Here is a 25,731-nt window from a genome sequence, read left to right as displayed (position 1 = left end):
CCCCTCCGGCTGGCTTAAGGTGTCCGGAACCGGACGGAGGGGGCCAGAACCATGCCCGCGAGCGGAGGTGTGACCCGCAACACCCTGCGCCAGCAGATCGCGGACGCGCTGCGTGACGAGGTGCTCGCGGGGCGTCTGCAGCCCGGGCAGGAGTTCACGGTCAAGCAGATCGCCGAGCAGTACGGGGTGTCCGCGACACCCGTCCGCGAAGCGCTCGTCGACCTGGCCGCCCAGGGCCTCCTCGACTCCGACCAGCACAAGGGCTTCCGCGTGCACCAGTTCTCGGTCGACGACTACCGGGGCATGGTCGAGGCGCGCGCGCTCATCGTGGACGGCGTCTTCAAGCGGCTCACCGTCCATGTGCACGCCGTGCAGGGCGCGCCGCTGGTGTCCGTGCGCCGGCGCGCCGAGGAGGCCGCGCGGGCGGCGCGCGCCGGGGACCTGGACATCCTCATCGGCTACGACCTGCGCTTCTGGCGCGAGCTCAGCGGCTTCGTGGCCAACCGTTACATCGGCGACTTCCTGCACCGGCTGCGCGTCCAGGCCTGGGTGTTCACCGTGCCCCACCTGCGCGCCGACCGGCGCGCCTGCGACTGGCTGTGGAGCGGCCACGAGGAGCTGGTGAACGCGGTGACGCTCGGCGACCCGGACGCCGTCATGGCCGTGATCGACGCCTACAACGCGCACGCCCTCGCCTGGGCCGACCACCTGGAGGGCCTGGAGGGCCTGGAGCGCCCCGAGCGCCTGGACGGACCGGAGCGCCCGGAGCGCCGGGAGCACGTCGACGGCCCGGGTGGTACGCGCCCGTGACCGACCTCAGCGTCGTCGTCCCGGCGTACAACGAAGAAGCCCGCCTGCGTCCCACCCTCGACGCCATCCGCGCCCACCTGACCGCCGACCCCGGCCGCTGGGGCGACTGGGAGGTCATCGTCGTCGACGACGGCTCGACCGACGCCACCGCGCGCGTGGCCCGGGACTTCGCCGCCGAGGAGCCGCGCGTCCACGTCATCACCGGCCTCGGCAACCGCGGCAAGGGCCACGCCCTGCGGCGCGGCGTCCTCGCCTCCTACGGGCGCCGCGTGCTCGTCACCGACGCCGACCTGGCCACGCCCATCGAGGAGCTGGACCGGCTCGACAAGGAACTCACCGCGGAGGGCGCGGACGCCGCCATCGGCTCACGCGCGCACCCCGACTCCCGCATAGAGGTCCACCAGCACCGCCTGCGCGAGTGGCTCGGGCGGATCGGAAACCGGTTCATACGGGCCGTGGCCGTACCCGGCGTACGCGACACCCAGTGCGGCTTCAAGCTCTTCGACGGCGACAAGGCACGCGCGGCCTTCGCCGACTCCCGGCTGGACGGGTGGGGGATCGACGTCGAGATCCTGCGCTTCTTCCGGCAGGCCGGCTGGCCGGTGACGGAGGTGCCGGTGCGCTGGTCCCACCAGGCGGGCTCCAAGGTGGCGCCCCTGGACTACGCGCGCGTGCTGGCCGAACTCGTGACGCTGCGCGCCCGCTCCGTCCGGCGGACGGACCTGGCCGTGGCCGGCCTCTTCGTCCTCGCCTCCGTCCTCCTCTACCGGGGCCTGTGGGCGGACCTGGACCGCGCCTACCTGGCCGACGCGGGCCAGGACCAGAACCAGTGGGAGTGGTTCTTCGCGGTCACCGCCGACAACGTCGTCCATCTGCGCAACCCGCTCTTCACCACCGTCCAGAACCATCCGGACGGCGTGAACCTGATGGCCAACACGGTCATGCTCGGCCTGTCCGTGCCCCTGACCCCCGTCACGCTCACCCTCGGCCCGACCGTCACCTGGGCCCTCGTCCTCACCGGCGGCCTGGCCGCCACGGCCTGCTCCTGGTACTGGCTGCTCGCGCGGAGGGTCGTACGCAACCGGTGGGCCGCCGCGACCGGCGCCGCCCTCGCCGCCTTCGCGCCGCCGATGATCTCCCACGGCAACGCCCACCCCAACTTCCTGCTCCTCTTCATGATGCCGGTCCTGATCGACCGGGCCCTGCGCCTGTGCGAAGGGCGGGCGGTCGTCCGCGACGGGGTGCTGCTCGGGCTCTTCGCGACGTACCAGATCTTCCTCGGCGAGGAGCCGCTGCTGCTCGCCGCCGTCGGCATGCTGCTCTTCGCCCTCTCGTACGCGCTCGCGCGCCGCGAGGTGGCCCGGGCGGCGTGGCGGCCCCTGCTGAAGGGCCTGGGCGTGGCCCTGGCGGTCTGCCTGCCGCTGGTGGCCTTCCCCCTGTACTGGCAGTTCTTCGGCCCGCAGAGCTACCACAGCGTCCTGCACGGCCCGAACGCCGGCAACGGCCCGCTCGCCTTCCTGGAGTTCGCCGGCCGGTCGCTCGCCGGGGACGAGGCCACGGCGGACCGGCTCGCCATGAACCGCACCGAGCAGAACGCCTTCTACGGCTGGCCGCTCACCGCCCTCGCCTTCGCCATCGCCGTACGCCTGTGGCGCCGGCCCCTGGTGAAGGCGCTGACGGCCACGGCGGTGTGCGCGGCGCTGCTGTCGCTCGGGCCGCGCGTCCGCATCCCGTACACGGACGTCGTCGTCCCCGGACCGTGGCGACTTCTCGCCGAGAAGCCGCTCTTCGAGTCGGTCATCGAGTCGCGCGTGGCCATGATCTGCGCACCGGTGCTCGGCATGCTGGTGGCCCTCGCCGTGGACCGCCTCGCGGCCTCCCGCACCCGTACGTACCGGATCGCGGGCCTCGCGGCGGTGGCGCTCGCGCTGCTGCCGATCCTCCCGACGCCGTACCCGGTGCGCGAACGGGCCCCGGTCCCCGGCTTCCTCGCGTACGGCGCCTGGCGGCAGTACCTGGGGCCCGGCGAGTCGATCGTGCCGGTGCCCCTGCCGGACCCGGGCAGCGCGGACGCCCTGCACTGGCAGGCGCAGACCGGCTTCGGCTTCCCGGTGCCCGGCGGGTACTTCAACGGCCCGTACGGGCCCGAACGGATCGGGATCTACGGCGCCGTGCCGCGCCACACCTCCAACCTCCTGCGGGAGGTGCGCTGGAGCGGCCGCGTCCCGGCGATCGGCCCGCGCTGGCAGGAGCAGGCCCGGGCGGACCTGGCGTACTGGCGGGCGGGGGTGGTCGTTCTTCCGTCGCAGTACAACGAGGGGCCCCTTTACGAGACCGTGTCCAAGCTTCTGGGGCGACCTGGTGAGCGGATCGCCGGTGCGTGGGTATGGGACCTGCACTGAAGCTCCTCAACTCCAACTAGGCTTCCTTGGCTGTCCCGAACTGTCCTGACGTGCCCTTCGTGAGGAGAGCGAGTGTCCCTTGGCCTGTGACCTGTGGTTGGTCCCACTCGTCGACGTGCTGTGCCACAGCCCCGACAACCCCTTCGCGGAAGAGATCGCCGCCTACGACAAGGCGTTGCGCGAGGCGGGCCTGCCGACCGTGCCCGTCTTCGCCTACATGCCCGGCCTGTCGGGCGACGTGGCGCCGGTCGCCGGGTTCGACTACGACGCCCTGCACTTCCTGCGCCGGGCGTACCTGCTGCAGATCTGCGGGCTCGCCGTGACCCCGGTCGACGAACTGGGCGGGGACTACGAGCAGTTGCTGGAGATGTTCGAGTCGACGGCCCAGCAGTCGCACCTGGTGTGGCACTACGACCACGCGGGCGCGTACGTCCCCGTCGACTTCCCCGCGCCGCTGTCCACGGAGGAACTGCTCGCGGGCGGCGGGCCGCTCGGCTCGGCGCAGGGTCTGCTGCGGGAGCTGGAGTACGTCGCCCCCTCGATCGGCATCGACCCGGCGAACCCGCCCGCCGCGCCGCTGCCCCCGGAGCGGCCCACGTCGCTGGAGGAGCCGGCGGGGCCGATCCCGTACGACGAGAGCCCCTTCGCACGGGAGCGGCACGTGTGGCTGGGGCTGCACGCGGCGGCGACGCGGAGCCTCGGGCAGGGTTCGATGATCATCTTCAGCTGAGCGCCGCGCCGCGGTGAGAGCCCCCCGGGACCGGTCCTACCGCGGCTCCGGGGGGCGCTGGCGCGGCATGTTCGGGCGGGTGCCCGGCGGAAGGGGGAACCGGCCCGGCAGGGGCGGTGCGTCCTGCCGGGCCGGGGTCGGGAGGGTGGACTGCATCACCAGCGGCGCCGAGCCGGAGCGGAACTCCACCATCCACTCCGCCGTCTCCGTACGCACCAGCTCCGTCACGTCCTCCGCGAACCGGCGCAGCACCCCCAGGCACCGCTCCGCCGCCTCGCTCGCCGTGCCCTCCGTCGGGCCCAGCACCTCGCGGATGGACTCCGAGGCCCAGTCGAACTGCAGCGCCTGCAGCCGGCGCTGGACCGCCTGCGCGGTCGCCACGTCCCGCATCCAGCCCGATGTGAGCCCGAAGTACCGGTCGCAGAGCAGGCAGGCCGCCGCGGCCAGCAGGGAGATGTACCCCCACTCCCAGCGGCCCAGCAGCGGCAGTGCGGCGCCGACGACCGCGCCCAGCGCCGTACCGACGCGCAGGGCGCGCGCGCAGCGGCGCTTCCAGACGCGGTCGGAGAGGTACCACTCGGCCGTGCGGAGCGCGTTCGCCTCGACCCAGCGGTACAGCTCGTCCAGGCGCTGAGCCGGCTCGCCCCAGTCCCCCAGCGGAAACGGCCGTCCGGTCAGATCGCCGCCGTACCCCTCCGGGCTTTCGCCCTCCCCCCGGGCGGGGCCCCCGGGCTGCATCTCCGGCTGGCTCACCGGGGCACTCCTCTGCGCTCAACGTGACATATCGATGACGTGACGTGCGGTGACCTACGGTGCGCGGGGTGCGCATGCCCCCTTCCTACCGCCGAATGGGGGGTCGACGGCCGGGAATCCCGGTATTTCCGCCCGCAAGAGGGTCTTGATCAGGTGGGGGGCGCGCCCGTTTTTCACCCGAAGGAGTGGCACCCCATGGATGAGGCACACCGTCCGGCGACCACGTAGGCTCGGCATACCGAATATTCATCGTCATACTCATCGCGACATGCCAGGAGTGCCCGTGATTCCCGGTGGCGGCCAGCCCAACATGCAGCAGATCCTCCAGCAGGCCCAGAAGATGCAGCAGGACCTCGCCCGCGCCCAGGAGGAGCTGGCGCGCACCGAGGTCGACGGTCAGGCGGGAGGCGGTCTGGTGAAGGCCACCGTCACCGGCTCCGGCGAGCTGCGCTCCCTGGTCATCGACCCCAAGGCGGTCGACCCCGAGGACACCGAGACCCTCGCGGACCTCGTCGTCGCCGCCGTACAGGCCGCGAACGAGAACGCGCAGCAGCTGCAGCAGGCCAAGCTCGGCCCGCTGGCCCAGGGCCTCGGCGGCATGCCGGGCCTGCCCTTCTAGGCCGGGCCCGCCTGGGCCGGTCCGCGCCTCCGGGCCGGGTCTTCCGGGCCGGGTCTTCCGGCCCTTCTAAGTCGCCCGTCCAGCAACTACCGTAAGCATCACAGCACTCCAGGAGAGGCTTTCCGTGTACGAAGGCGTGGTTCAGGACCTCATCGACGAACTGGGCAGGCTGCCCGGCGTCGGTCCCAAGAGCGCCCAGCGGATCGCCTTCCACATCCTGCAGGCCGAGCCCACCGACGTACGCCGCCTCGCCCACGCCCTCCTGGAGGTCAAGGACAAGGTCCGGTTCTGCGCGGTCTGCGGCAACGTCGCCCAGGAGGAGCGGTGCGGCATCTGCCGCGACCCGCGCCGGGACGACGCGGTCATCTGCGTGGTGGAGGAGCCGAAGGACGTCGTCGCGATCGAGCGCACGCGCGAGTTCCGCGGGCGGTACCACGTCCTCGGCGGCGCGATCAGCCCGATCGAGGGCGTCGGCCCGGACGACCTGCGCATCCGGGAGCTGCTGGCGCGACTCGCCGACGGTACGGTCACCGAGCTGATCCTGGCGACCGACCCCAACCTGGAAGGGGAGGCCACCGCGACGTACCTGGCGCGGATGGTCAAACCCATGGGCCTGAAGGTCACGCGCCTCGCCAGCGGGCTCCCCGTTGGCGGAGACCTGGAATACGCCGACGAGGTCACGCTCGGGCGAGCGTTCGAAGGGAGACGACTCCTCGATGTCTGACGCCACTCTGCACGCGCACACGCTGGACCCGGACAGCTTCGCGGTCCAGATCGCCGACTCGATCGAGTCCTTCATCGTGGCCACCACGGAAGTGGCCAAGGGGGACGAGCCCGACAGCGCGGTGCCCTTCCTGCTGCTGGAGGTCTCCCAGCTGCTGCTCGCGGGCGGCCGGCTGGGCGCGCACGAGGACATCGTCCCCGACGAGCGGTACGAACCGGACGCCGGCCCGGACATGGACGTGGACGAGCTGCGCGAGCGGTTCGCGACGATGCTGGACCCGGTGGACGTCTTCTCGGAGGTCTTCGACCCGTACGAGCCCCGCAAGGCGCCCGTGCCGTTCCGGATCTCCGACAACCTCGCCGCCATCATCATGGACCTGCGCCACGGGCTCGCCCACTACCGCGCGGGCCGCACCACCGAGGCGCTGTGGTGGTGGCAGTTCTCGTACTTCTCCAACTGGGGCCCGATGGCCTCGGCGACCCTGCGCGCCCTGCAGTCGCTCGTCTCGCACGTGCGCCTGGACCAGCCGCTGGAGGAGCTGGACGGGCTCGACACGGACGAGGACCTCGCGGAGGACGCCCTCGCGGAGGAGGCGGGCCGGGTGATGGCCCGGGAGATCGCGGGGCCGCTGGGCATCCATCCCGCTCCGTAGCCCGGCGGACGGCCCCTCCGGTCGGATCACGCATTCCAGGTCGTACGGACCCGGTCGCGCAGCCAGCTGTGCGCCGGGTCCGCGTCGTTGCGCGGGTGCCACGCCATGCCGAGCGCGACCGGCGGCAGCTCCAGCGGGACCTCGAAGGTGTGCAGGCCGAGCGCCGCGGCGGCGCGGGCCGGTGTGAGGCACACGAGGTCGGTCTCGCGGCACGGGAACGCACACCTTGCCGGCGTTGCACTGGAGTCAATCGCCCGGCCTCCGGAAGCTGAGCCCATGACCGAGATGAACGATGTCCTGGCGGTGGTGAGCCAGAGCGGCTCCACCGTCGCCTTCTTCGACGCGGTGACCTACGAGCGGCTCGGCGAGGTCGCCGTACCGCCCGAACCGCACGAGCTGTGCTTCGACGCGGCGCGGCGCCGGCTGTACTGCACGGTCACCTACCGCTCCGGCTACTACCACGCCAACACCGGCCGGGCGCGCGAGCTCGTCGTGATCGACCCCGACGAGCGCCGGGTGGTCGACGTCGTCGACCTGGCGCCCGAGTGGGCGCCGCACGGGCTGGCCCTGGACCCGGCGGGCGGGCTGCTGTGGGTGAGCGTCGAGGCGTACGGCGACGAGGAGGGCGCCCTGGTCGCGCTGGACGCGCGGTCGCTGAAGCCGGTGCGCCGGGCGGCGGTCGGGGCGCCCGGGCCGCACTGGTTCGTGCTCACGCCGGACGGCCGGCGCGCGTACACGGCGAACAAGGAGGCGCCGTTCGTGTCGGTCGTCGACGTCGCGTCCGGCGCGCTCGTGGACCGTATCGAGGTGCCGGGCGGCAGCGAGGGCATCACGGTGTCGCCGGACGGGCGGTACGTGTACGCGGCGGGGCCGAAGGGCGACTTCGGCCCGGACCCGGCGCGGAACCCCGGGGTCCGGGTCATCGACACCGCGACCGGCGCCGTCGTCCGCACGCTGCCGACGGAGGGGGTCGTCTTCCCGGTGCACACCACCTCCACCGGCCTGGTGCTGGCGGGCGAACTACGCATGACGGCGGGCGGGTCGGCGCTGGGCAGCCAGGGCCCCGGGCTGCTGCACGTGTACGACGGCTTCGAGGAGCGCACGCGGGTGGAGGTGGGCGCCTTCCCGCTGACGATCACCTCCTCGCCGGACGGCCGGTACGGATACGTCGCCGCGGTCTCGTCGTCCACGGTGACGGTGGTGGACCTGGCGGAGCGGGCGGTCGTCACGACGCTGGAGGTCGGCCGGTCCGGAGAGCCGGGGGCGCACGGCCTGGCCTACATCCCCTGCCGCGCGCCCCGCGATGCGGAGTGAGCCCGCCGCCGAGTGAGCCCGGCGCCGAGTGAGCCCGCCGCCGAGTGACGCCCCACACATTCCGCGTACGGCCGCCCGGGAGGGGCAGGTGCCAGCCCGAGCGGCCGTGGGGTCGTCCCCGGGTGCTGGGGCGGATCGCACGCTGAGCGGGACATCTCACCATGTGATATCGGAGAGGCGATTCCCGGCCGCTCGTTAGACTGAGCTGACCGCAAACGGACTGAGCGAGGAGCGCACGTGGGCCTTGTCGTGCAGAAGTACGGAGGCTCCTCCGTTGCCGATGCCGAGGGCATCAAGCGCGTCGCCAAGCGAATCGTCGATGCCAAGAAGAACGGCCACCAGGTGGTCGTCGTGGTTTCGGCGATGGGCGACACGACGGACGAGTTGATCGATCTCGCCGAGCAGGTATCCCCGATCCCTGCCGGGCGTGAGTTCGACATGCTGCTGACCGCCGGGGAGCGCATCTCCATGGCCCTGCTGGCCATGGCGATCAAAAACCTGGGCCACGAGGCCCAGTCGTTCACCGGCAGCCAGGCGGGCGTCATCACCGACTCGGTCCACAACAAGGCGCGCATCATCGATGTCACGCCGGGCCGGATCCGTACGGCGCTGGACGAGGGCAACATCGCCATCGTCGCCGGCTTCCAGGGTGTGTCGGCGGACAGCAAGGACATCACCACCCTCGGGCGCGGCGGGTCGGACACGACCGCCGTCGCGCTCGCCGCGGCACTGGACGCCGAGGTGTGTGAGATCTACACCGACGTCGACGGTGTCTTCACCGCCGACCCCCGGGTCGTGAAGAAGGCCCGGAAGATCGACTGGATCTCCTTCGAGGACATGCTGGAGCTCGCCAGCTCCGGCTCCAAGGTGCTGCTGCACCGCTGCGTCGAGTACGCACGCCGTTACAACATCCCGATCCACGTCCGGTCCTCCTTCTCGGGGCTCCAGGGCACGTGGGTCAGCAACGAACCGCGAGGGGACCGCAAGGTGGAGCAGGCCATCATCTCCGGTGTCGCCCACGACACCTCCGAGGCGAAGATCACCGTCGTCGGGGTGCCGGACAAGCCGGGCGAGGCCGCCGCGATCTTCCGCACCATCGCGGACAACGAGATCAACATCGACATGGTGGTGCAGAACGTCTCCGCCGCGTCGACCGGGCTGACGGACATCTCCTTCACGCTGCCCAAGTCGGAGGGCCGCAAGGCCATCGACGCCCTGGAGAAGCGCAAGGACGTCATCGGCTTCGACTCGCTGCGCTACGACGACCAGATCGCCAAGATCTCCCTCGTCGGCGCGGGCATGAAGACGAACCCGGGCGTCACGGCCGGCTTCTTCGAGGCGCTGTCCGACGCGGGCGTGAACATCGAGCTGATCTCGACGTCCGAGATCCGCATCTCGGTCGTGACCCGCGCCGACGACGTCAACGAGGCCGTCCGCGCCGTCCACACCGCCTTCGGCCTGGACAGCGACTCCGACGAGGCCGTCGTCTACGGAGGCACCGGCCGGTGATTCCGGTGATGGCGGGCTCCGCGCGATGAGCGGTAAGCCGACGCTCGCGGTCGTCGGAGCGACCGGGGCCGTCGGCGCCGTCATGCTCCAGATCCTGTCGCAGCACGCCGACGTCTGGGGCGACATCCGCCTGGTCGCCTCCCCCCGCTCGGCCGGCCGCAAGCTGGCCGTGCGCGGGGAGGAGACCGAGGTCCTCGCACTCGCCGAGGAGGCGCTGGACGGCATCGACGTGGCGCTGTTCCTGGTGCCGGAGGAGATCGCCGCCCGCTGGGCGCCGGTCGCCGCGGCCAAGGGCGCGGTCGTGGTGGACGCCTCGCCCGCCTTCCGGGCGGACCCGGATGTCCCGCTGGTGGTCCCGGAGATCAACCGGCACCGCGTACGCGCACGGCCCCGCGGGATCGTCGCCTGCCCCGGCGACACCACGCTGGCGCTCATCGTGGCGGTCGGCGCGCTGCACGCCGAGTTCGGCGTCGACGAGCTCGTCGTCTCCACCTACCAGGCCGCCAGCGGCGCCGGGCACGCGGGCGTCGAGACCCTGCGCGCGCAGACGCTCCGTGTCTCCGGCGCGGAGCTGGGGACCACCCCCGGCGACGTACGCAGGGCCGTCGGCGACGACACCGGGCCCTTCCCCGCCCCGCTCGCGCTCAACGTGGTGCCCTGGGCCGGGTCGCTCCAGGAGGGCGGCTGGTCCTCGGAGGAGCTGCGCCTGCGCGACGAGACGCGCAGGGTCCTGGACCTGCCGCAGCTGCGGGTGACGGCCACCTGCGTCCGCGTCCCCGTCGTGACCACGCACTCCGTCTCCGTCCACGCGCGCTTCGAGCGCGAGGTGACCGTCGCCCGGGCGCACGAGATCCTCGCCACCTCGCCGGGCGTGGTGCTGTACGACGACCCGGCCGCCGGGGACTTCCCGACCCCCGCCGACGTCGTGGGCACCGATCCCACGTGGGTGGGGCGCGTACGGCGGTCCCTGGACGACCCCCGGGCCCTGGAGCTGTTCGTGTGCGGCGACAATCTCCGCAAGGGTGCCGCGCTGAACACCGCTCAGGTGGCGGAGGTCATCGCCGCGGAATTGTCGGTGCGCTGAGCAGCACTCTTTGTAGGATCTGTGAACGCCCTGTGAGCAAGTCTTCGGTCCGTACCGCTTGAACTGGGGCGATGGCATGTTCGACGATGCTTCTCCCCCTTGCTGCAACCGGTGGTCGGGCGGGAAGCGTCTACGCGGTCGCCCCTGACGCGCCGCCGCGCGAAATGGGCAAAGGGGAAGAGCGAGTACGCATGAGGGCAATCGACGCACCGTTCGCACGGTCAAAACCGGTGACGTGCGCGTACAACCCTGACGGGGGGCAGCGTGTCCAACAGACGTGGCACAGGTACTCGACATCACAGCGGCGGTCCCGCTCCGCGGCGCGGCCGTGGCCCCGCTGCGCCCCGGCGGCGGGCCGGCGCAGCCGCTCCGGCGGCCCCGTCAGCGCCGTCAGCCCGGCGGCATGCCGGTGATCGCGCCCATGCCCGCAGCTAGGCGCACCACCCGCATACCGTCCCCCCGCGGCGCCGCCGAGGCCGCCGGCACCGCCGGCGTACCGGATGCGGCCGCGACCGCGACCGCCGCGGCCGGGACGACCGTCGACCACCTCACCGAGACCTACCGCGCCCACTACCGGTCGCTGCTGGGTCTCGCCGCACTGCTGCTGGACGACACGGCCTCGTGCGAGGACGTCGTCCAGGAGGCGTTCATCCGCGTCCACTCGGCCCGCCGACGCGTACGCGACCCCGAGAAGACCCTCGCGTACCTGCGGCAGACCGTGGTCAACCTGTCCCGGTCCGCCCTGCGCCGCCGCATACTCGGGCTGAAGCTGCTCTCCAAGCCGATGCCCGACATGGCGAGCGCCGAGGAGGGCGCGTACGACCAGCTGGAGCGCGACGCGCTGATCAAGGCGATGCGCGGGCTGCAGCGCCGACAGCGCGAGGTACTGGTGCTGCGGTACTTCGCGGACATGACGGAGGCGCAGGTCGCCGAGACCCTGGGCATATCGCTCGGGTCGGTGAAGGCGTACGGCTCACGCGGCATCGCGGCGCTGCGCGTCGCCATGGAGGCCAACGCATGAGCGAGCCGCACAAGGGCGAGGACAGGTTCGAGCAGTACGGGCCGGACGGACCGTTGCACGTGAACGACCACCGGACTGGGAACGGAATTGTGAACGACGGCGACCGCCTGGGCGGTCTGCATGGACTGGGCGGCCTGGACGCCCAGGATGGTTTCGGCGAGGACGAACTGGCTCTGCGCCGGATGCTCCAGGGCGCGGTGGGGGACCTCCGGCCCTCCGACGGAGCCCTCGACCACCTGCGCAAGGCGGTGCCCGCCCGCCGGGCCCGCAAGCGGCAGGCCCTCGTCGGCATGGCGGCCGCGGCGCTGCTCTTCGGTACGGCGCTGCCCGCGTTCGTCCACGTGGCGAGCTCCGGCGGCACCTCCGACGACCGCCCGGTCAACGCCGGGCACGGTGAGGACGCCCAGGGCGGCACGGGCGAGGAGACCGGCGGCGAGGGCGGCGAGGCCGGCCCCGGCGGCGGTGTCACAGGCGGCGGCGAGGGCCCGGGCGGGCCCGGCGGCAGCGGCCGCGGCGACGCGCAGAAACCGCCGGAGTCCGCCTCCGGCGCCGCGGACGGCACGGTCGGCGGCGGCGCGGTCCCCCCGGCCCACTCCGTGCCGCCGAGCACACCGGTGTGCTCGGCGGACCAGCTGGCCGTGGCCACGGCACAGGCCGGGGAGCCGGACGCGGAGGGCAAGGTGTACGGCACCTTCCGCATCGCCAACGTCTCCGGTGGCGACTGCGCCATCCCCGGTGACGGGACCATCGGCGTCCGGACGAGCGGCGCGGCCGACAGCGGGAAGATCACGCGCGTCCGCCACATGCCGGGCGACGCGGCGACCGGCCTTCCGGACCCCTCGGGCCCGGCGGACGGGCCGCTGCTGCTGAAGCCCTCGGGTTCGTACGAGGTGAGGTTCGCCTGGGTGCCGAGCGAGACGTGCCCGACGACGCCGCCGGACGGCGGCCCGTCCCCGGACCCGAGCCCCTCGGCCGACGGGGGCGCGACCTCGACCGGCGCCAACGGCTCGGACGGCTCGACCGGCACGGCCCCGGAGGGCACCGAGCCCCAGCTCGCCACGGAGGACGGCACTCCGGCGGACGGCAGCGTCACGATCACCCACACCCCGGACGCGGGCTCGCCGACGGCCGAGGCCACGATCCCGAACGCCTGCGCGGGCACGGTGTACTACACGGCAGCGCGGGTCGCGCAGTAGCCGCTCGTCCGCCTGCCGGTGGGGCCGGGGCCCCGGTGACTCAGCCCCGTGCCGGGGCCGCCGGGGCCTGCTCCGTCTCCGGCGGTTCCGGCGATTCCGGTGCCGGTGCCGGTGCCGGTGCCGGTGCGGGTTCCGGTGCCGGTGCGGGTTCCGGTGACTCCGGTGCGAGGCCGAGGGCCGCGTCCCGCGCCGCCTCCGCCTCCCGGCGGAACAGGCGGAACCACATGAAGAGCACGAAGCCCACGAAGGCGAACCACTCGCCCGTGTAGCCGAGGTTCTGGAACGCCTTCAGGTCCAGCCCGCTGCCCTGCGCCGCCGTCGCCGGCACCGGCGTCAGACCCGTCGGCGACTCCGCCAGCGTGACCCACGCGTCGTACACGTCGTCCGGCACCAGGTTCACCAGCGAGGCCGCGCTGATCATGCCGACCTGCCCCGCCGGCAGCCCGCCCGCCGCGCGCACGCCCTTGGTGCCGGTGTTCTCCGACGCCTGGAGCGCGCCGGTCACCGTGACCTCGCCGGCCGGGGCCGCCGGGGCCTCACGCCCCTCCGGGAGCCAGCCGCGCACCACCGGCAGCGTCTTGCCGCCGTCCGTACGCAGCAGCGTCAGCACGTACGCACCGGTGCGGCCGTCCAGCTCGCGCCCCGGCACCAGGAACTGGGGCCCGTACCGCCCGGTCGCCGTCGCCTGGCGGCCCGAGGTCTCCTGGGTGACCGGCAGCAGCTCGTCCAGCGGCTCCGCGGTCCGCGCCGCGGAGCCCGGGTCGGGGCGCCGCTCCGCCTCCTGGTGGGACTCGACGCGGTCCTCGAACCTGCCGAGCTGCCAGGTCCCCATGAAGACGCAGAAGGGGATCGCCAGCAGGACGAAGATGTTGATCCCCCACCAGCGGGGTGTCGTCAGGAACCGGTACACCCCTCCACGGTACGGAAACCCCCTTACTTCCCCGGCGCCGGGGTCCCCAGGTGCCGCGCGGCGAAGTCGAGCTCCAGCCGCACCTGCTTGATCCGCTCCTCCACCACCAGCGAGCCGTGCCCGGCGTCGTACCGGTACACCTCGTGCACCGCGCCCCGGGCCGCGAGCCGGTCGACGTAGTTGTCGATCTGGCGGATGGGGCAGCGCGGGTCGTTGACGCCCGCCGAGACGTAGACCGGCGCCCGGACCTCGTCCACGTACGTCAGCGGCGACGACGCCCGGTACCGCTCCGGCACCTCCTCCGGGGACCCGCCGAAGAGCGTGCGGTCCAGCGCCTTCAGCGCCTCCATCTCGTCCTCGTACGCCGTGACGTAGTCCGCCACCGGTACGGCGGCCAGGCCCAGCGCCCACGCCTCCGGCTGCGTACCGAGCCCCAGCAGTGTGAGGTACCCGCCCCAGGAGCCGCCCGCCAGCACCAGCTTCGCGGGGTCGGCGAGGCCGGAGGCCACCGCCCACTCCCGGACGGCCGCGATGTCCTCCAGCTCGATCAGCCCGACGCGGTGCTTCAGCGCGTCCGTCCACTCGCGCCCGTAGCCGGTGGAGCCCCGGTAGTTGACGCGGACGACCGCGTACCCGTGGTCCAGCCAGGCGGCGGGGGCCGCGGCGAACGCGTCGCTGTCGTGCCACGCGGGACCGCCGTGGACCTCGAACACCGTCGGCAGCGGGCCCGTGGCACCCGCCGGGCGCTGCACGAGCGCGTGGACGCGGCCGCCGGGCCCGTCCACCCACACGTCCTCGACCGGCACGGAGGCGGGTGCCTTCAGGCCGGGCGGCTCCAGGACGACGCCGCCCGCCGTGGACCGCACCGCCGGCGGGTGCGCGGCGGAGGACCACAGGTACTCCACCGTCCCGTCCGGCCGCGCCGTCGCGCTCGACACCGACCCGGCCGGGGTCTCCACCCGCACCAGCTCGCGCGCCGCGATGTCGTACCGCCACAGATCGCTGCGCGCCTCGAAGCCGTGCACGATCAGCAGCCCGGACCCGTCCGGATACCACTCCGCCGATACGTCGCCGGGCAGGTCGAGGCCCAGCTCCGTCTCGGTCCCGGTGGCCACGTCCCACAGCATCGGCTCCCAGCGCCCGCGCCGCTGGTGCCCGACCAGCAGCCGGGTGTCCCCGTCCACCGGCGCGAAGCCCAGCACCGCGAGCCCGAGCTCCTCCGTACCGCCCTTGGTGTCGTCCAGCTCCGCCACGACCGACCCGTCCAGCCGGACCACGCGCAGCGCCGCGTGCATGGCGTCCCCGTGCTCGGTGTGCTCGATCGCGAGGAGCGTCCCGTCGCGCGACAGGTCGCCGACCCCGGCGGACTCCCGGTGCCGGTAGACCTCCACGGGCGGCCGGCCGGGCCGTACGACGTGGATGGTCGTCCCCTCGTGGTCGGTGGAGCGCCCGATCACTGTCGTGCCGTCCCGCCCGATCGCCAGGCCGGCCGGGTACGACGGCTCCAGCCCCGGCGCGGCCGGCTCGTCGTCGCCGCCCTCGAACGGCTGGCGCATCCAGCGGCCGAACTCGTCGCCGTCGGTGTCGGCGAACCACCAGATCCAGGCCCCGTCCGGCGACAGCTCGCCGTCGGTGGTGCCGTTCGGGCGGTCCGTGACCTGCCGCTGCGCTCCGGTCGCGCGGTCCCAGGCGTACAGCTCGTACGTGCCGGTCGCGTTCGACACGAACAGCGCATGGTCGGGGGCGTCCTCGGCCCAGTCGGGCAGGGAGACGCGGGGGGCGCGGAACCGCAGCTCCCAGTCGGGCGTGGCGTGTGCATCCGTCATGCCCCTATCCAACCCGACGGCTCGGGGCGCGGGACACGGTGCCCGGACGTCAGCGCACGGCGGGCGGGGTGTCCTCCGTGCACAGCGCCCAGATGACGAAGACGCCGATCGCGATCGAGACCACGGCCCAGACCGGCTGGTACGGCAACCAGACGAAGTTCGCGATCACGGCGAGCGACGCCAGCGCGACACCGCTCGCCTTGGCCCACGTCGCCCCGCTGAGGATCCCGGCGCCGATGAGCGCGACGAGGATCCCGAGGACGAGGTGGATCCACCCCCACGCGCTGACGCTGAACTCGAAGACGTACTCGCCGACCCGCCCGTACACGTCGTCCTCGGCGATCCCCGCGATGCCCTGCAGCATCCCGAGCACCCCCTCCACCAGCAACAACACCCCGGCGAACATCGCCCCGGCGGAGCCCCACCCCGCCCGCCCGGTCCCCCCGCTCGGAGCCCCGCCATGGTGCGCGTACGCATGCCGCTCAGTCCCCCCGACACCCCCGTGCTCCCCGTGCCCGCCACCGGCCCCGCCGTGCCCCGCATGTCCCCCGGCGCCCGCGTGCCCCCCGCCGGCCCCGCCGCCAGCCTGACTCATGGCCGCCCCTCTCTCCTCCGGTAACCACCCACCCCGGGCACTCCACCCGGCGGGCCTGCTGCGCTTCCGAGCCTGCGGGGCTGGGGGTGGGGCGTCGACTGGGGGGCGTCTGACCGGGTGAGGAACGTCCGATGCCGGCGGGGTGCAACCGGCAGGGACGGCCCGCGTGTGCACGACGTGCCTTGGTCCCCTACTCACGTGAGTAGGGGGAACCCACGATCTCTTCGCCCCTAAGCAACTCGCGCAGATTGTTGTCCGCCGCTGTCTGTCCGCGATGTCACGCAGTCAGACACTCACTGCTGCGGTTCACGTTGACATGCTCGGACCGGCGTTGTGCAGCGCAGCGAGTTCCTTCAGATCGTTCGCGACCATGACCCGAGCGAGACGACCCGCGACCGCCACAACCTTTGGCCAAGAGGGTGCCCGTAGATACTCCGCGTCGGTGTCATTGAAGGCCTCGGCCGCCGCGGCATTGAGCGTGATGCCCAGCTCACGCATGAGAGCGACCTCTTCCTCGGTTCTCAGACTGACTCCGAGGTATCGCTCGGGCTCGTCGGCGTCGCAGAAGTCATCGAAGAGCGTGTGAAAGACGTGGTCCAGGTTCTCGAACACCGTCGGGTCGAGCCAGACGTCCTGCTGCCATGGCGGGTTGGCCAGAGCCATGACAACGGGTACGACGTGGACTCGGTGGTTTGCCATGAGACGGGCGTCTTCGCTCACGGAGCCGAGCCTAGCGACGAGACCGTGAGCGTGCGCAGGCGTTTTCGGGGAGCCGGGTAGTGCAGCAACGCGCGGACCTGCGGCTCGACCGCGGACGACAGCGGCTCGTCTGTCACTTCGGTCGCGGTTGCGTGCCCTCATACGGCCCGGCGACGGCCCGGGACTCTGCCTGGGGGATGATCTCCCTGGAGGGGTGCCAGTGGACATGCTTGAGCTGATGGAGTGGCTGGCCGAGCGGGGAGTCACGACCGTGTTCAAGGTCGACGGTGATCGCATGACCGAGCACCGGAAGGCATGGATGGTCATTGTCAGTGGGGGGCCGCTTGGTGAGGACTCGTTCTTCCGTGCGGACCTGGGTACGGCCGATGCGTGCCTTGATTCGTTGCTCGTGCACCTTGAGAGCAAGGGCTTGTCGCCGTTCGCATGACTGCGTCGTCCTGGTGGCCGACGCAGTCACCCGATGCGGACCATAGGCGGGGCGGCCCTTGAGGTCTCCTGAAACAAGTGAGGCACCTACTGAATTCAGTAGGTGCCTCACCTAGTACTTCTCTGTCGGGGTGGCGGGATTTGAACCCACGACCTCTTCGTCCCGAACGAAGCGCGCTGCCAAGCTGCGCTACACCCCGATGTCGTCCGGTGTCCCGGCGACGTCGTTTACTTTAGCCCACCGGCGCCCGGAGACGAAATCCGGTTTTCGCGGAGCCGCGGCGTGGGCCTGATCCGGTCCAGGCCGACCAGCGGGAAGGCCGGCGAGGCGAAGACCGCCGCGACCAGCAGGTTGCTTTGGATCGTGAAGTAGCGAGCACCCGGCCCGGACTGCCGAGGTCCAGGTCGATGGCGATTCCGGTGAGCGCGGCCAGCGCGATCAGAGCGCGGAAGGCGGCTGCGTACGGGCGGCGGACGGGAGGGACGACCGCCGATGCGGGCACATGCGTCGAAAAGGGGGCGGTCATCCCTCCACCGTAGGGGGCCTTGATCAGTCCCGAGCCGTCAGGGTGAGGAGCGTCGCCTCGGGCGGACAGGCGAAGCGCACCGGCGTGTAGCGGTTGGTGCCGCAGCCCGCCGAGACGTGGAGGTACGCGGTGTTTCCACCGGCGCGGTGCGTGGAGAGGCCCTTCACGCGGTCCGTGTCCAGGTCGCAGTTGGTGACCAGCGCCCCGTAGAAGGGGATGCACAGCTGGCCGCCGTGCGTGTGGCCCGCCAGGATCAGCGGGTAGCCGTCCGCGGTGAAGGCGTCCAGGGAGCGCAGGTACGGCGCGTGCACGACGGCCAGGGAGAGGTCCGCGTCCGGTTCCGGGCCGCCGGCGACCAGGTCGTACCGGTCGCGCTTGATGTGCGGGTCGTCCAGGCCCGTGAACGCCAGCTCCAGGCCCTCCAGCTTGAGGCGGCCGCGCGTGTTGGTGAGGTTCAGCCAGCCCGCCGCGTCGAAGGCGTCGCGCATCCCCTCCCAGGGGTTGTGCACGGCGCCGACGGCGGGCGCGTTGCCGTTGAGGCCGTGGCGGCCCTGGGCCTTCTCGAACAGGTAGCGGGCCGGGTTGCGCAGCTTGGGCCCGTAGTAGTCGTTGGACCCGAAGACGTACACGCCGGGGAATTCGAGGAGCGGACCGAGCGCGTCCAGGACCTCCGGTACGCCCTCGGGGTCGGAGAGGTTGTCGCCGGTGTTCACGACGAGGTCCGGGCGCAGCCCCGCCAGGGACTGGAGCCAGGCTCGCTTCTTGCGCTGGCCGCTCACCATGTGGATGTCGGACACCTGGAGGATCCGCAGGTCGCGCGTGCCGGGTGGCAGTACGGGGACGGTGACCCGGCGGAGCCGGAACGAGCGGGCCTCGAAGCCGGCGGCGTAGACCAGGCCGGCCGCGCCGACCGCTGCGATTCCTGCGGTGACTTTCAGGGGGACTCCGTATCGCGCGCGCATGAGGTCATCGTCCCAGACGGAGCACCGCACGGAAATCAGCGGGCGTGCAGGTCATCGCACCTGCCACACTTGTGCGCATGACCACGCTCAAGTCCAAGCTGCAGGAAGACCTCAACGCCGCGATCAAGGAGCGCGACGAGCTGCGCTCCTCGACCCTCCGGCTCACCCTCTCCGCCATCACCAAGGAGGAGGTCTCGGGCAAGGAGAAGCGCGAGCTCTCCGACGACGAGGTGCAGAAGGTGATCGCCAAGGAGGCGAAGAAGCGGCGCGAGGCCGCTGAGGCCTTCGCGCAGGGCGGTCGCGCCGAGCAGGCCGAGCGCGAGCAGGCCGAGGGCGCCGTCCTCGACGCCTACCTGCCGCAGCAGCTGAGCGACGACGAGCTCCGGTCCATCGTGTCCCAGGCCATCGACGAGGCCAAGGCCGCCGGTGCCGAGGGCCCGCGCGCGATGGGCGCCGTCATGAAGATCGTCAACCCGAAGGTGGCCGGCCGCGCCGAGGGCGGCCGCGTCGCCGCGGTGGTCAAGCAGCTGCTCGCCGGCTGAGGTCCTCGCGCGACCCTGGCAGAGGTCCCCGCGCGACCCTGGCTGAGTTTCCCGCGGGACCCCGGCTGGGTCCCCCGCCCAACTCCGGCCAAGCTCCCGTGGACCCCGGCTGAAGCCCCGCCCCTCACACCGCGCGGGCGCAGCGACAGCCAAAAGGGGGCGCCCACCGGTTTTCACCGGTGGGCGCCCCCTTGCGTACACGGTCCGGCAGGCTCAGCGGTCCCAGTCCCAACCGCCGTTGCCGCCACCGTTGTTCCCCTGGCCGCCGCGTCCGTTCCCGCCGCCGATCAGGTCCGGCGGGATGGAGATGCCCGGCCACGGCGAGTGGCCTCCGCCGCCCGGCTTGGGGTCGTCGCCCGGCTTGGGCTTCCCCTTGCCGTCGGGCTTCGGCGCGTCCGGGATGGCGACGGGCACGAACGACGGCGAGTCCGCGCCCTCCAGCGCGCCCGTCATCGCGTCCTTCCAGATGGGGCCGGGGACCTGGCCGCCGAAGACCTTCTCGTGGTACTCCCCGCCGATGGTGATGTACTCCATCTCCACCTGCTGGGTGGGGCTGCCGACCCAGACGGCGCCCGACAGGTTCGGGGTGTAGCCGACGAACCACGCGTTCTTGCGGCCGTCCGTCGTGCCGGTCTTGCCCGCGTTGTCACGGGACGAGAGGCCGGCCTGCCGGCCCGTACCGGAGTCCACCACACCGCCCAGCAGCTCGTTGATCGTGTCGGCGGTCCGCTCCGACATGGCCTTCGTGCACGCGCTCTTCGGCACCTCCATGCTCTTGCCGTCCGCCGTCTTGATGGACTCGATGGCGACCGGCGTGCAGTACGTACCCCGGTTGGCGAAGGCCGCGTACGCGGTCGCCATGGTCAACGGCGACATCCCGTCGGAGCCGAGGGTGAGCGCGGAGGGCTTCTCGGGGAGCTTCTTGTCGTTGCCCATCACCACGCCCAGCTTGTCCGTCATCTCCGTGACCGGGCACATGCCGATCTCGGCGATCATCTGGACGAAGTAGGTGTTGACCGACAGCTCCATGGCCTCCCTGAGCGCGTAGGGGCCGACCTCCTTCTCGTTCTCGTTCTCCACGGTGTCGCCGCCCACGTTGCGCCACGGCTTGCCGCCGCACGTCGACACCGAGTCCGGGTACGGCATCTGGTACGGCGCCGAGTACACCTGCGTCGGCGGCCTGCCCTGCTCCAGGGCCGCCGCCGCGACGAACGGCTTGAACGTCGAGCCGACCGGGAAGCCGTAGTTCGACCCGCCCATGCTCTTGTTGACCGAGTAGTTGATCTGCGTCTCGTCCTTGCCGAAGCCGTACGGCTTGGACTGGCCCATCGCGAGGATCTTGCCGGTGCCGGGCTGGACCATCGTCACCGCCGTCGCGACCTTGTCGCTCTGGTAGACGTGTTCCGTTATCGACGCCTGCGTCGCCTTCTGCGCCTGCGGGTCGAGCGTCGTGCGGATCGTCAGGCCGCCGCGGTTCCAGATCTTGTTGCGCTCCTCCCGGTCCTTCCCGAAGACGGGGCTGGAGAGGAAGGCCTCGCGTACGTAGTCGCAGAAGAAGCCCGCGCCGTCGACGGCGGTGATGCAGCCGTTCTTCGGCTTGCTGACCTTCAGCTGGATCGGGGTGGCCTTCGCGCGGTCGGCCTCCGCCTGGCTGATGTCACCGACGGCCGCCATGCGCTGCAGCACGATGTTGCGGCGCTTGGTCGCCTCCTCCACGTCGTTGACGGGGTCGTAGCGGCTCGGCGACTGGACGAGGCCGGCCAGCATCGCGGCCTCCTCCAGGGTCAGGTCCTTGGCGGACTTGGAGAAGTAGCGCTTGGCCGCGGCCTCGACGCCGTACGCCTGCTGCCCGAAGAAGGTGATGTTGAGGTAGTTCTCGAGGATCTTCTTCTTCCCGAGCTCCTCCTCCACCTGGATCGCGTACTTCAGCTCCTGGATCTTGCGGCCGAGCGTCTGCTGCGTGGCCTGCGCGACCTTGTCGGGGTCGTCGCCGGCCTCCTCCACGAAGACGTTCTTCACGTACTGCTGCGTCAGCGTCGAGGCGCCCTGCGCCACACCGCCCGACTGGGCGTTGCGGTTGAGCGCGCGCAGCACGCCCTTGAGGTCGATGGCGCCGTGCTCGTAGAAGCGCGAGTCCTCGATGGCGACGATCGCCTTCTGCATGTACGGGGAGATGTCCTTGAGGTCCACGACCGTGCGGTCGCGGGAGTAGACGGTGGCGATCTGGCCACCCTCGGCGTCGAGGATCGTGGTCCGCTGGCTCAGTGGCGGCCGCTTCAGGTCGGCCGGGATCTCGTCGAACCCCTGGACCGTCCCCTTCGCCGCGAGGCCCAGCACGCCGGCGGCGGGCAGGGCGATGCCCGCCAGTACGGCTCCGGAGAGCACGCTGACACCGAGGAACTTGGCGGCCTGCTGGGTGCCGGTCAGGCCTCCGCCCGAGCGCTTCTTTGGCATGGCAGCAGCCTACGTTCTCATTCGCCGGACACGCGTATATGCCTTGGCCTAAGCTGGTCACAACTGTCACAGCAGTCGCGGATCTTTCGGACCGACCACCGAAGGAGCCTGCCCCGCCCCTGTCTTCGCGCCCGCCGGTCGCCCTCGCCGGGCGGTGTCCGTTTCCGCCGCATGCGTCAGCGGGCGCCCGTTGTTGATCATCGGACATGTCATGTTGTAGGGGATGAGGGGCATATGTCCACGGGTCACTCCCCTGGGTGATCTGCCGCGTACGCATAGTCCGTTCGGGCCATTCAAGATTGGGCCCGAAGGGGGTGTTGCGCTGTGTCCACCTTCCGTAACGTCCTCAACTGGCGGCGGTGAATATGCCGCTCGCCGCCGTGGGGGAGCCTCGATTCGGGAGAGGACGGCGCCGGTATGGGCTGGGTAGCTGACTGGAGTGCGCAGGCGGCCTGCCGCACTACCGATCCGGATGAACTTTTCGTGCAGGGAGCGGCGCAGAACAGGGCCAAGGCGGTGTGCACCGGATGTCCGGTGCGGACCGAGTGCCTGGCCGACGCGCTGGACAACCGCGTCGAGTTCGGCGTGTGGGGCGGTATGACGGAGCGTGAGCGGCGCGCACTGCTGCGCCGGCGCCCGACCGTCACCTCGTGGCGCCGGCTCCTGGAGACCGCGCGCACGGAGTACGAGCGCAGCGCGGGCATCCTGCCCGTCGCGCTGAACGACGACGAGACGTACGAGTCGTACGCCGCGGTGGGGTAGCCACCGTCGGCGGCCCGGCTCCGGCGAGGCCGCACTCCGGTGAGGCTCCGGCTCCGGCGAGGCCCCACTTCAGCGAGGGCCAGCTCCGGCAAGGGCCCGCCGCCGTCAGCGCGTGCCCCCGGTCGCGCCCGCGCCGCCCGCGGTCGCGTCCCCGCTCGCGTTTGCCGTCGCCAGCCGGTCACCGATCGCGCGGAGACCGGCGAGGTCGTGTACGTCGCCGGGCAGAGCGGCCACTTCGGCCACCGCCACCTCGGGGTGGAGCGCGGCGAAGCGGTCACGCGTGCGGCGCTCGCGGGCGAGCACCTGCATGCGCTCGGCGTGCAGGCGGAGCAGACCGGCCGTCACCTGGGCGACGGCGGGCGAGACCTCGACAAGGGCATCGCTGGTGGGTGACGCGGGGGGCGGCTCGGGAGAGGTGGTGGCCCCCGACGGGCTGTCGTCGTGGCCGCCACGAACACCAGTCTTCCCGTCGCCCTGATCCACAATGCGGCACTCGTCAAGATTTTCCGCATGCTCCCCGTCCAGGACCTCCGCCGCCGCCAGCGCCCGCTCGGCCGACAGCCGCGCGGCGCCGCTCTCATGGACCCGGTTGAGGACCAGACCGGCCAGCGGCATCCTCTCCGCCGCGAGCCGCTCCACGAAGTACGCCGCCTCGCGCAGCGCGTCCCGCTCGGGCGCGGCCACCACCAGGAAGGCCGTGCCCGGCGCCTGAAGCAGCCGGTACGTGGCGTCCGCGCGCGTACGGAACCCGCCGAACATCGTGTCCATCGCCGCCACGAAGGTCTGTACGTCGCGCAGCAGCTGGCCGCCGAGCAGCTTGCCGAGGGTCCCCGTCATCATCGACATGCCGACGTTCAGGAACTTCAGCCCGGCCCGGCCGCCCACCTTCGCGGGCGCCATCAGCAGCTTGATGAACGTGCCGTCCAGGAACGACCCGAGCCGCTTCGGCGCGTCCAGGAAGTCCAGCGCCGAGCGGGACGGCGGCGTGTCGACCACGATCAGGTCCCACTCGTCGCGCGCCTGCAGCTGGCCCAGCTTCTCCATCGCCATGTACTCCTGCGTGCCCGCGAAACCGGCCGACAGGGACTGGTAGAAGGGGTTGCCCAGAATCGCGCGGGCCCGCTCCGGATCCGCGTGCGCCTCGACGATCTCGTCGAAGGTGCGCTTCATGTCCAGCATCATCGCGTGCAGCTCGCCGCCGCCCTCGATGCCGTCGACGCGCCGCGGGACGTTGTCCAGCCGGTCGATGCCCATCGACTGGGCGAGCCGGCGGGCCGGGTCGATGGTCAGCACCACCACCTTGCGGCCCCGCTCCGCCGCCCGTACGCCCAGGGCCGCCGCGGTCGTCGTCTTGCCGACGCCGCCCGCACCGCAGCACACGATGATGCGGGTCGCCGGGTCGTCGAGGAGCGGATCGACCTCCAGGGCCGGGGCCGGGTCCAGGGCTCGGGCCTGGTTCGGAGTCATGCGGTCCCCCCAAGCTGCTCGCGTACGTCCTTGGCCAGCCGGTACAGCCCCGCGATGTCGGCGCCCTCCCCCAGGAAGGGCAGTTCGTACGTCGGGACCTGAAGCTTCGCCAGTACCTCGCGCTGCTCCCGCTCCAGCTCCACCCGGCGCGCGTGCTCGGCGGCCTGGTCCAGGAGCGGGGTGACCAGCCGGGCCGGGGCCTTCACCCCCGCCGCGGCGAGCGCCTTGGCGATGTCCTTGCGGTGGTCGCCGGCGGCCGCCCGTACCGCGTGCTCGTCCAGCACGTGCGGCCGGACCATGTTGACGATGACGTTGCCGACCGGGAGCGAGGCGTCGCGCAGCTCGGCGATGCCGTCCGCGGTCTCCTGGACGGGCATCTCCTCCAGCAGGGTCACCAGGTGCACGGCCGTCTCCGGGGACTTCAGCACCCGCATCACGGCCTGCGCCTGGTTGTGTATCGGGCCGATGCGCGCCAGACCGGCCACCTCGTCGTTGACGTTCAGGAACCGGGTGATGCGGCCGGTCGGCGGGGCGTCCATGACGACGTAGTCGTACGTGAACCCGCCGTGCTTCTCCCGGCGGCGTACCGCCTCGCACGCCTTGCCCGTCAACAGGACGTCGCGTACGCCGGGGGCGATGGTGGTCGCGAAGTCGATGGCGCCGAGCTTCTTCAGCGCCCGCCCGGCCGAGCCGAGTTTGTAGAACATCTGGAGGTAGTCGAGGAGGGCGCGCTCGGCGTCTATGGCCAGCGCGTACACCTCACCGCCGCCCGGCGCGACGGCGATCTTGCGCTCCTCGTACGGAAGCGCCTCCGTTTCGAAGAGTTGTGCGATGCCCTGTCTGCCTTCGACCTCCACGAGGAGGGTCCGCTTGCCCTCGGTCGCGAGGGCGAGCGCGAGGGCGGCGGCGACCGTCGTCTTACCGGTACCGCCCTTGCCGCTGACGACCTGGAGCCTGCTCACGCCGTCGAGCCTAACGAGTGCCCCGGCACGGCAAGCAGGAGGCTGCCCTTGGCGGCGTCGCCGTCGGTGGCAGCGGCTACAGTCGGCACCATGACCAAGTGGGAATACGCGACTGTGCCGCTTCTCGTGCACGCGACCAAGCAGATCCTGGACACCTGGGGCGAGGACGGCTGGGAGCTCGTCCAGGTCGTGCCGGGACCGAACAACCCCGAGCAGCTCGTGGCGTACCTGAAGCGGGAGAAGGCGTGACCGGCCGGGTCGAGGCGACGCTGGCCGAGCTCGGCCTGACGCTGCCCCAGGTCGTACCGCCGCTGGCGGCGTACCAGCCGGCCGTCCAGTCGGGCGTGTACGTGTACACCGCGGGCCAGCTCCCGATGGTGGAGGGCAAGCTTCCGGTCACCGGCAAGGTGGGCGGCGAGGTCACGCCCGAGGAGGCCAAGGAACTCGCGCGCATCTGCGCGCTGAACGCGCTGGCGGCCGTCAAGTCGGTCGCCGGGGACCTGGACCGCATCGCGCGCGTCGTGAAGGTCGTCGGTTTCGTCGCCTCCGCGCCGGACTTCACCGGGCAGCCGGCCGTGCTCAACGGCGCGAGCGAGCTGCTGGGCGAGGTGCTCGGCGACAAGGGCGTGCACGCGCGCAGCGCGGTGGGCGTCGCGGTGCTGCCGCTGGACGCGCCGGTCGAGGTCGAGATCCAGGTCGAGCTCGTCCAGGACTGACGGTCTGGGCTGACCGGTCTGGTACCGACCGTCTGGTACCGACCGTCC

25 protein-coding genes, 1 tRNA gene and 1 pseudogene are annotated in these 25,731 nt (G+C 71.9%); 16 read left to right on the top strand and 11 right to left on the bottom strand.

Features of this window, described 5'->3' with window-relative positions; all coding sequences use genetic code 11:
- Positions 1 to 51: 51 nt before the first annotated feature.
- From AB0A69_RS24955 to AB0A69_RS24945, 3 genes are all read left to right on the top strand, one after another.
- The gene (locus AB0A69_RS24955; protein ID WP_361426082.1) at positions 52 to 810 is read left to right on the top strand and encodes a GntR family transcriptional regulator; all 759 of its coding nucleotides are present in this window, start codon (positions 52 to 54) and stop codon (positions 808 to 810) included.
- Positions 807 to 3,212: a dolichyl-phosphate beta-glucosyltransferase gene (locus AB0A69_RS24950; protein ID WP_361426079.1), complete on the top strand. Its 2,406-nt coding sequence runs from the start codon at positions 807 to 809 to the stop codon at positions 3,210 to 3,212. The genes AB0A69_RS24955 and AB0A69_RS24950 overlap by 4 nt, the downstream gene beginning before the upstream one ends.
- Positions 3,213 to 3,291: 79 nt before the next feature.
- Positions 3,292 to 3,942 carry a hypothetical protein gene (locus AB0A69_RS24945; RefSeq protein WP_361426076.1) on the top strand — a complete coding sequence of 217 codons (651 nt, stop codon included), beginning with the start codon at positions 3,292 to 3,294 and terminating at the stop codon, positions 3,940 to 3,942.
- Between the two features lie 36 nt (positions 3,943 to 3,978).
- Here the strand turns inward: AB0A69_RS24945 and AB0A69_RS24940 are convergent, their stop codons facing one another.
- On the bottom strand, positions 3,979 to 4,695 hold the full coding sequence (locus tag AB0A69_RS24940; RefSeq protein ID WP_361426073.1) for an SLATT domain-containing protein: 717 nt from the start codon (positions 4,693 to 4,695) through the stop codon (positions 3,979 to 3,981).
- A gap of 283 nt (positions 4,696 to 4,978) precedes the next feature.
- Here AB0A69_RS24940 and AB0A69_RS24935 point away from each other — a divergent pair, with 283 nt between their 5' ends.
- From AB0A69_RS24935 to AB0A69_RS24925, 3 genes are all read left to right on the top strand, one after another.
- The gene (locus tag AB0A69_RS24935) at positions 4,979 to 5,314 is read left to right on the top strand and encodes a YbaB/EbfC family nucleoid-associated protein (protein ID WP_361426348.1); all 336 of its coding nucleotides are present in this window, start codon (positions 4,979 to 4,981) and stop codon (positions 5,312 to 5,314) included.
- 124 nt (positions 5,315 to 5,438) lie between these two features.
- Complete coding sequence (recR, locus tag AB0A69_RS24930; protein WP_189549944.1) at positions 5,439 to 6,038, top strand: recombination mediator RecR; 600 nt, start codon at positions 5,439 to 5,441, stop codon at positions 6,036 to 6,038.
- A complete protein-coding gene (locus tag AB0A69_RS24925) occupies positions 6,031 to 6,690 on the top strand; it encodes a DUF5063 domain-containing protein (RefSeq protein WP_361426069.1) in 660 nt (219 codons plus the stop codon). The genes recR and AB0A69_RS24925 overlap by 8 nt, the downstream gene beginning before the upstream one ends.
- A 26-nt stretch (positions 6,691 to 6,716) precedes the next feature.
- Here AB0A69_RS24925 and AB0A69_RS24920 read toward each other — a convergent pair.
- Positions 6,717 to 6,893, bottom strand: a pseudogene (locus AB0A69_RS24920) (LysR family transcriptional regulator); the annotation flags it as partial.
- 73 nt (positions 6,894 to 6,966) lie between these two features.
- Between AB0A69_RS24920 and AB0A69_RS24915 the strand changes: the two are divergent.
- From AB0A69_RS24915 to AB0A69_RS24895, 5 genes are all read left to right on the top strand, one after another.
- On the top strand, positions 6,967 to 8,004 hold the full coding sequence (locus tag AB0A69_RS24915; RefSeq protein ID WP_361426066.1) for a YncE family protein: 1,038 nt from the start codon (positions 6,967 to 6,969) through the stop codon (positions 8,002 to 8,004).
- 237 nt (positions 8,005 to 8,241) lie between these two features.
- The gene (locus tag AB0A69_RS24910; RefSeq protein ID WP_361426063.1) at positions 8,242 to 9,513 is read left to right on the top strand and encodes an aspartate kinase; all 1,272 of its coding nucleotides are present in this window, start codon (positions 8,242 to 8,244) and stop codon (positions 9,511 to 9,513) included.
- A 25-nt stretch (positions 9,514 to 9,538) separates the two neighbouring features.
- Positions 9,539 to 10,597 carry an aspartate-semialdehyde dehydrogenase gene (locus tag AB0A69_RS24905; protein WP_361426060.1) on the top strand — a complete coding sequence of 353 codons (1,059 nt, stop codon included), beginning with the start codon at positions 9,539 to 9,541 and terminating at the stop codon, positions 10,595 to 10,597.
- 277 nt (positions 10,598 to 10,874) lie between these two features.
- Positions 10,875 to 11,618 carry a SigE family RNA polymerase sigma factor gene (locus AB0A69_RS24900; RefSeq protein WP_361426057.1) on the top strand — a complete coding sequence of 248 codons (744 nt, stop codon included), beginning with the start codon at positions 10,875 to 10,877 and terminating at the stop codon, positions 11,616 to 11,618.
- Positions 11,615 to 12,814 (top strand): hypothetical protein, encoded by a 1,200-nt coding sequence (locus tag AB0A69_RS24895; RefSeq protein WP_361426054.1) that lies wholly within the window; start codon positions 11,615 to 11,617, stop codon positions 12,812 to 12,814. Before AB0A69_RS24900 ends, AB0A69_RS24895 begins: the two co-directional genes overlap by 4 nt.
- 40 nt (positions 12,815 to 12,854) lie before the next feature.
- Here the strand turns inward: AB0A69_RS24895 and AB0A69_RS24890 are convergent, their stop codons facing one another.
- The 4 genes from AB0A69_RS24890 to AB0A69_RS24875 form a co-directional block, all read right to left on the bottom strand.
- The gene (locus tag AB0A69_RS24890; protein WP_361426051.1) at positions 12,855 to 13,724 is read right to left on the bottom strand and encodes an SURF1 family protein; all 870 of its coding nucleotides are present in this window, start codon (positions 13,722 to 13,724) and stop codon (positions 12,855 to 12,857) included.
- A gap of 23 nt (positions 13,725 to 13,747) precedes the next feature.
- Entirely contained in the window at positions 13,748 to 15,550 is a 1,803-nt protein-coding gene (locus AB0A69_RS24885; protein ID WP_361426048.1) for a prolyl oligopeptidase family serine peptidase, read from the bottom strand.
- A gap of 49 nt (positions 15,551 to 15,599) precedes the next feature.
- Positions 15,600 to 15,956 (bottom strand): hypothetical protein, encoded by a 357-nt coding sequence (locus tag AB0A69_RS24880; RefSeq protein ID WP_361426045.1) that lies wholly within the window; start codon positions 15,954 to 15,956, stop codon positions 15,600 to 15,602.
- Positions 15,957 to 16,451: 495 nt separating this feature from the next.
- Positions 16,452 to 16,865 (bottom strand): hypothetical protein, encoded by a 414-nt coding sequence (locus AB0A69_RS24875; RefSeq protein ID WP_361426042.1) that lies wholly within the window; start codon positions 16,863 to 16,865, stop codon positions 16,452 to 16,454.
- Positions 16,866 to 17,070: 205 nt separating this feature from the next.
- On the opposite strand from AB0A69_RS24875, the gene AB0A69_RS24870 reads away from it, so the two are divergent.
- Positions 17,071 to 17,292: a hypothetical protein gene (locus AB0A69_RS24870; RefSeq protein WP_361426039.1), complete on the top strand. Its 222-nt coding sequence runs from the start codon at positions 17,071 to 17,073 to the stop codon at positions 17,290 to 17,292.
- 125 nt (positions 17,293 to 17,417) lie between these two features.
- Here the strand turns inward: AB0A69_RS24870 and AB0A69_RS24865 are convergent.
- A tRNA-Pro gene (locus AB0A69_RS24865) sits at positions 17,418 to 17,491 on the bottom strand.
- Between the two features lie 350 nt (positions 17,492 to 17,841).
- Positions 17,842 to 18,780, bottom strand: coding sequence for a metallophosphoesterase (locus AB0A69_RS24860; RefSeq protein WP_361426036.1), 939 nt, complete (start codon positions 18,778 to 18,780; stop codon positions 17,842 to 17,844).
- A gap of 77 nt (positions 18,781 to 18,857) precedes the next feature.
- On the opposite strand from AB0A69_RS24860, the gene AB0A69_RS24855 reads away from it, so the two are divergent.
- Complete coding sequence (locus AB0A69_RS24855) at positions 18,858 to 19,322, top strand: GatB/YqeY domain-containing protein (RefSeq protein WP_361426033.1); 465 nt, start codon at positions 18,858 to 18,860, stop codon at positions 19,320 to 19,322.
- A 213-nt stretch (positions 19,323 to 19,535) separates the two neighbouring features.
- Here the strand turns inward: AB0A69_RS24855 and AB0A69_RS24850 are convergent, their stop codons facing one another.
- Positions 19,536 to 21,776: a transglycosylase domain-containing protein gene (locus AB0A69_RS24850; protein ID WP_361426030.1), complete on the bottom strand. Its 2,241-nt coding sequence runs from the start codon at positions 21,774 to 21,776 to the stop codon at positions 19,536 to 19,538.
- Positions 21,777 to 22,193: 417 nt separating this feature from the next.
- Between AB0A69_RS24850 and AB0A69_RS24845 the strand changes: the two genes are divergently transcribed.
- Positions 22,194 to 22,538 carry a WhiB family transcriptional regulator gene (locus tag AB0A69_RS24845; protein WP_355361744.1) on the top strand — a complete coding sequence of 115 codons (345 nt, stop codon included), beginning with the start codon at positions 22,194 to 22,196 and terminating at the stop codon, positions 22,536 to 22,538.
- Positions 22,539 to 22,643: 105 nt separating this feature from the next.
- Here AB0A69_RS24845 and AB0A69_RS24840 read toward each other — a convergent pair whose 3' ends face one another.
- Positions 22,644 to 24,005 carry an ArsA family ATPase gene (locus AB0A69_RS24840; protein ID WP_361426026.1) on the bottom strand — a complete coding sequence of 454 codons (1,362 nt, stop codon included), beginning with the start codon at positions 24,003 to 24,005 and terminating at the stop codon, positions 22,644 to 22,646.
- The gene (locus AB0A69_RS24835) at positions 24,002 to 24,967 is read right to left on the bottom strand and encodes an ArsA-related P-loop ATPase (protein ID WP_361426023.1); all 966 of its coding nucleotides are present in this window, start codon (positions 24,965 to 24,967) and stop codon (positions 24,002 to 24,004) included. Before AB0A69_RS24835 ends, AB0A69_RS24840 begins: the two co-directional genes overlap by 4 nt.
- 90 nt (positions 24,968 to 25,057) lie before the next feature.
- Between AB0A69_RS24835 and AB0A69_RS24830 the strand changes: the two genes are divergently transcribed.
- Together AB0A69_RS24830 and AB0A69_RS24825 are read left to right on the top strand one after the other, a co-directional pair.
- Positions 25,058 to 25,216, top strand: a complete 159-nt coding sequence (locus tag AB0A69_RS24830; protein WP_003967454.1) for a DUF4177 domain-containing protein — start codon at positions 25,058 to 25,060, stop codon at positions 25,214 to 25,216.
- On the top strand, positions 25,213 to 25,683 hold the full coding sequence (locus AB0A69_RS24825; protein ID WP_355361738.1) for a RidA family protein: 471 nt from the start codon (positions 25,213 to 25,215) through the stop codon (positions 25,681 to 25,683). The genes AB0A69_RS24830 and AB0A69_RS24825 overlap by 4 nt, the downstream gene beginning before the upstream one ends.
- Positions 25,684 to 25,731: the final 48 nt, after the last annotated feature.

This window comes from Streptomyces sp. NPDC045431, assembly GCF_040646655.1.
Classification (GTDB): domain Bacteria; phylum Actinomycetota; class Actinomycetes; order Streptomycetales; family Streptomycetaceae; genus Streptomyces.
This window is presented reverse-complemented; position numbering and strand designations above follow the sequence as displayed.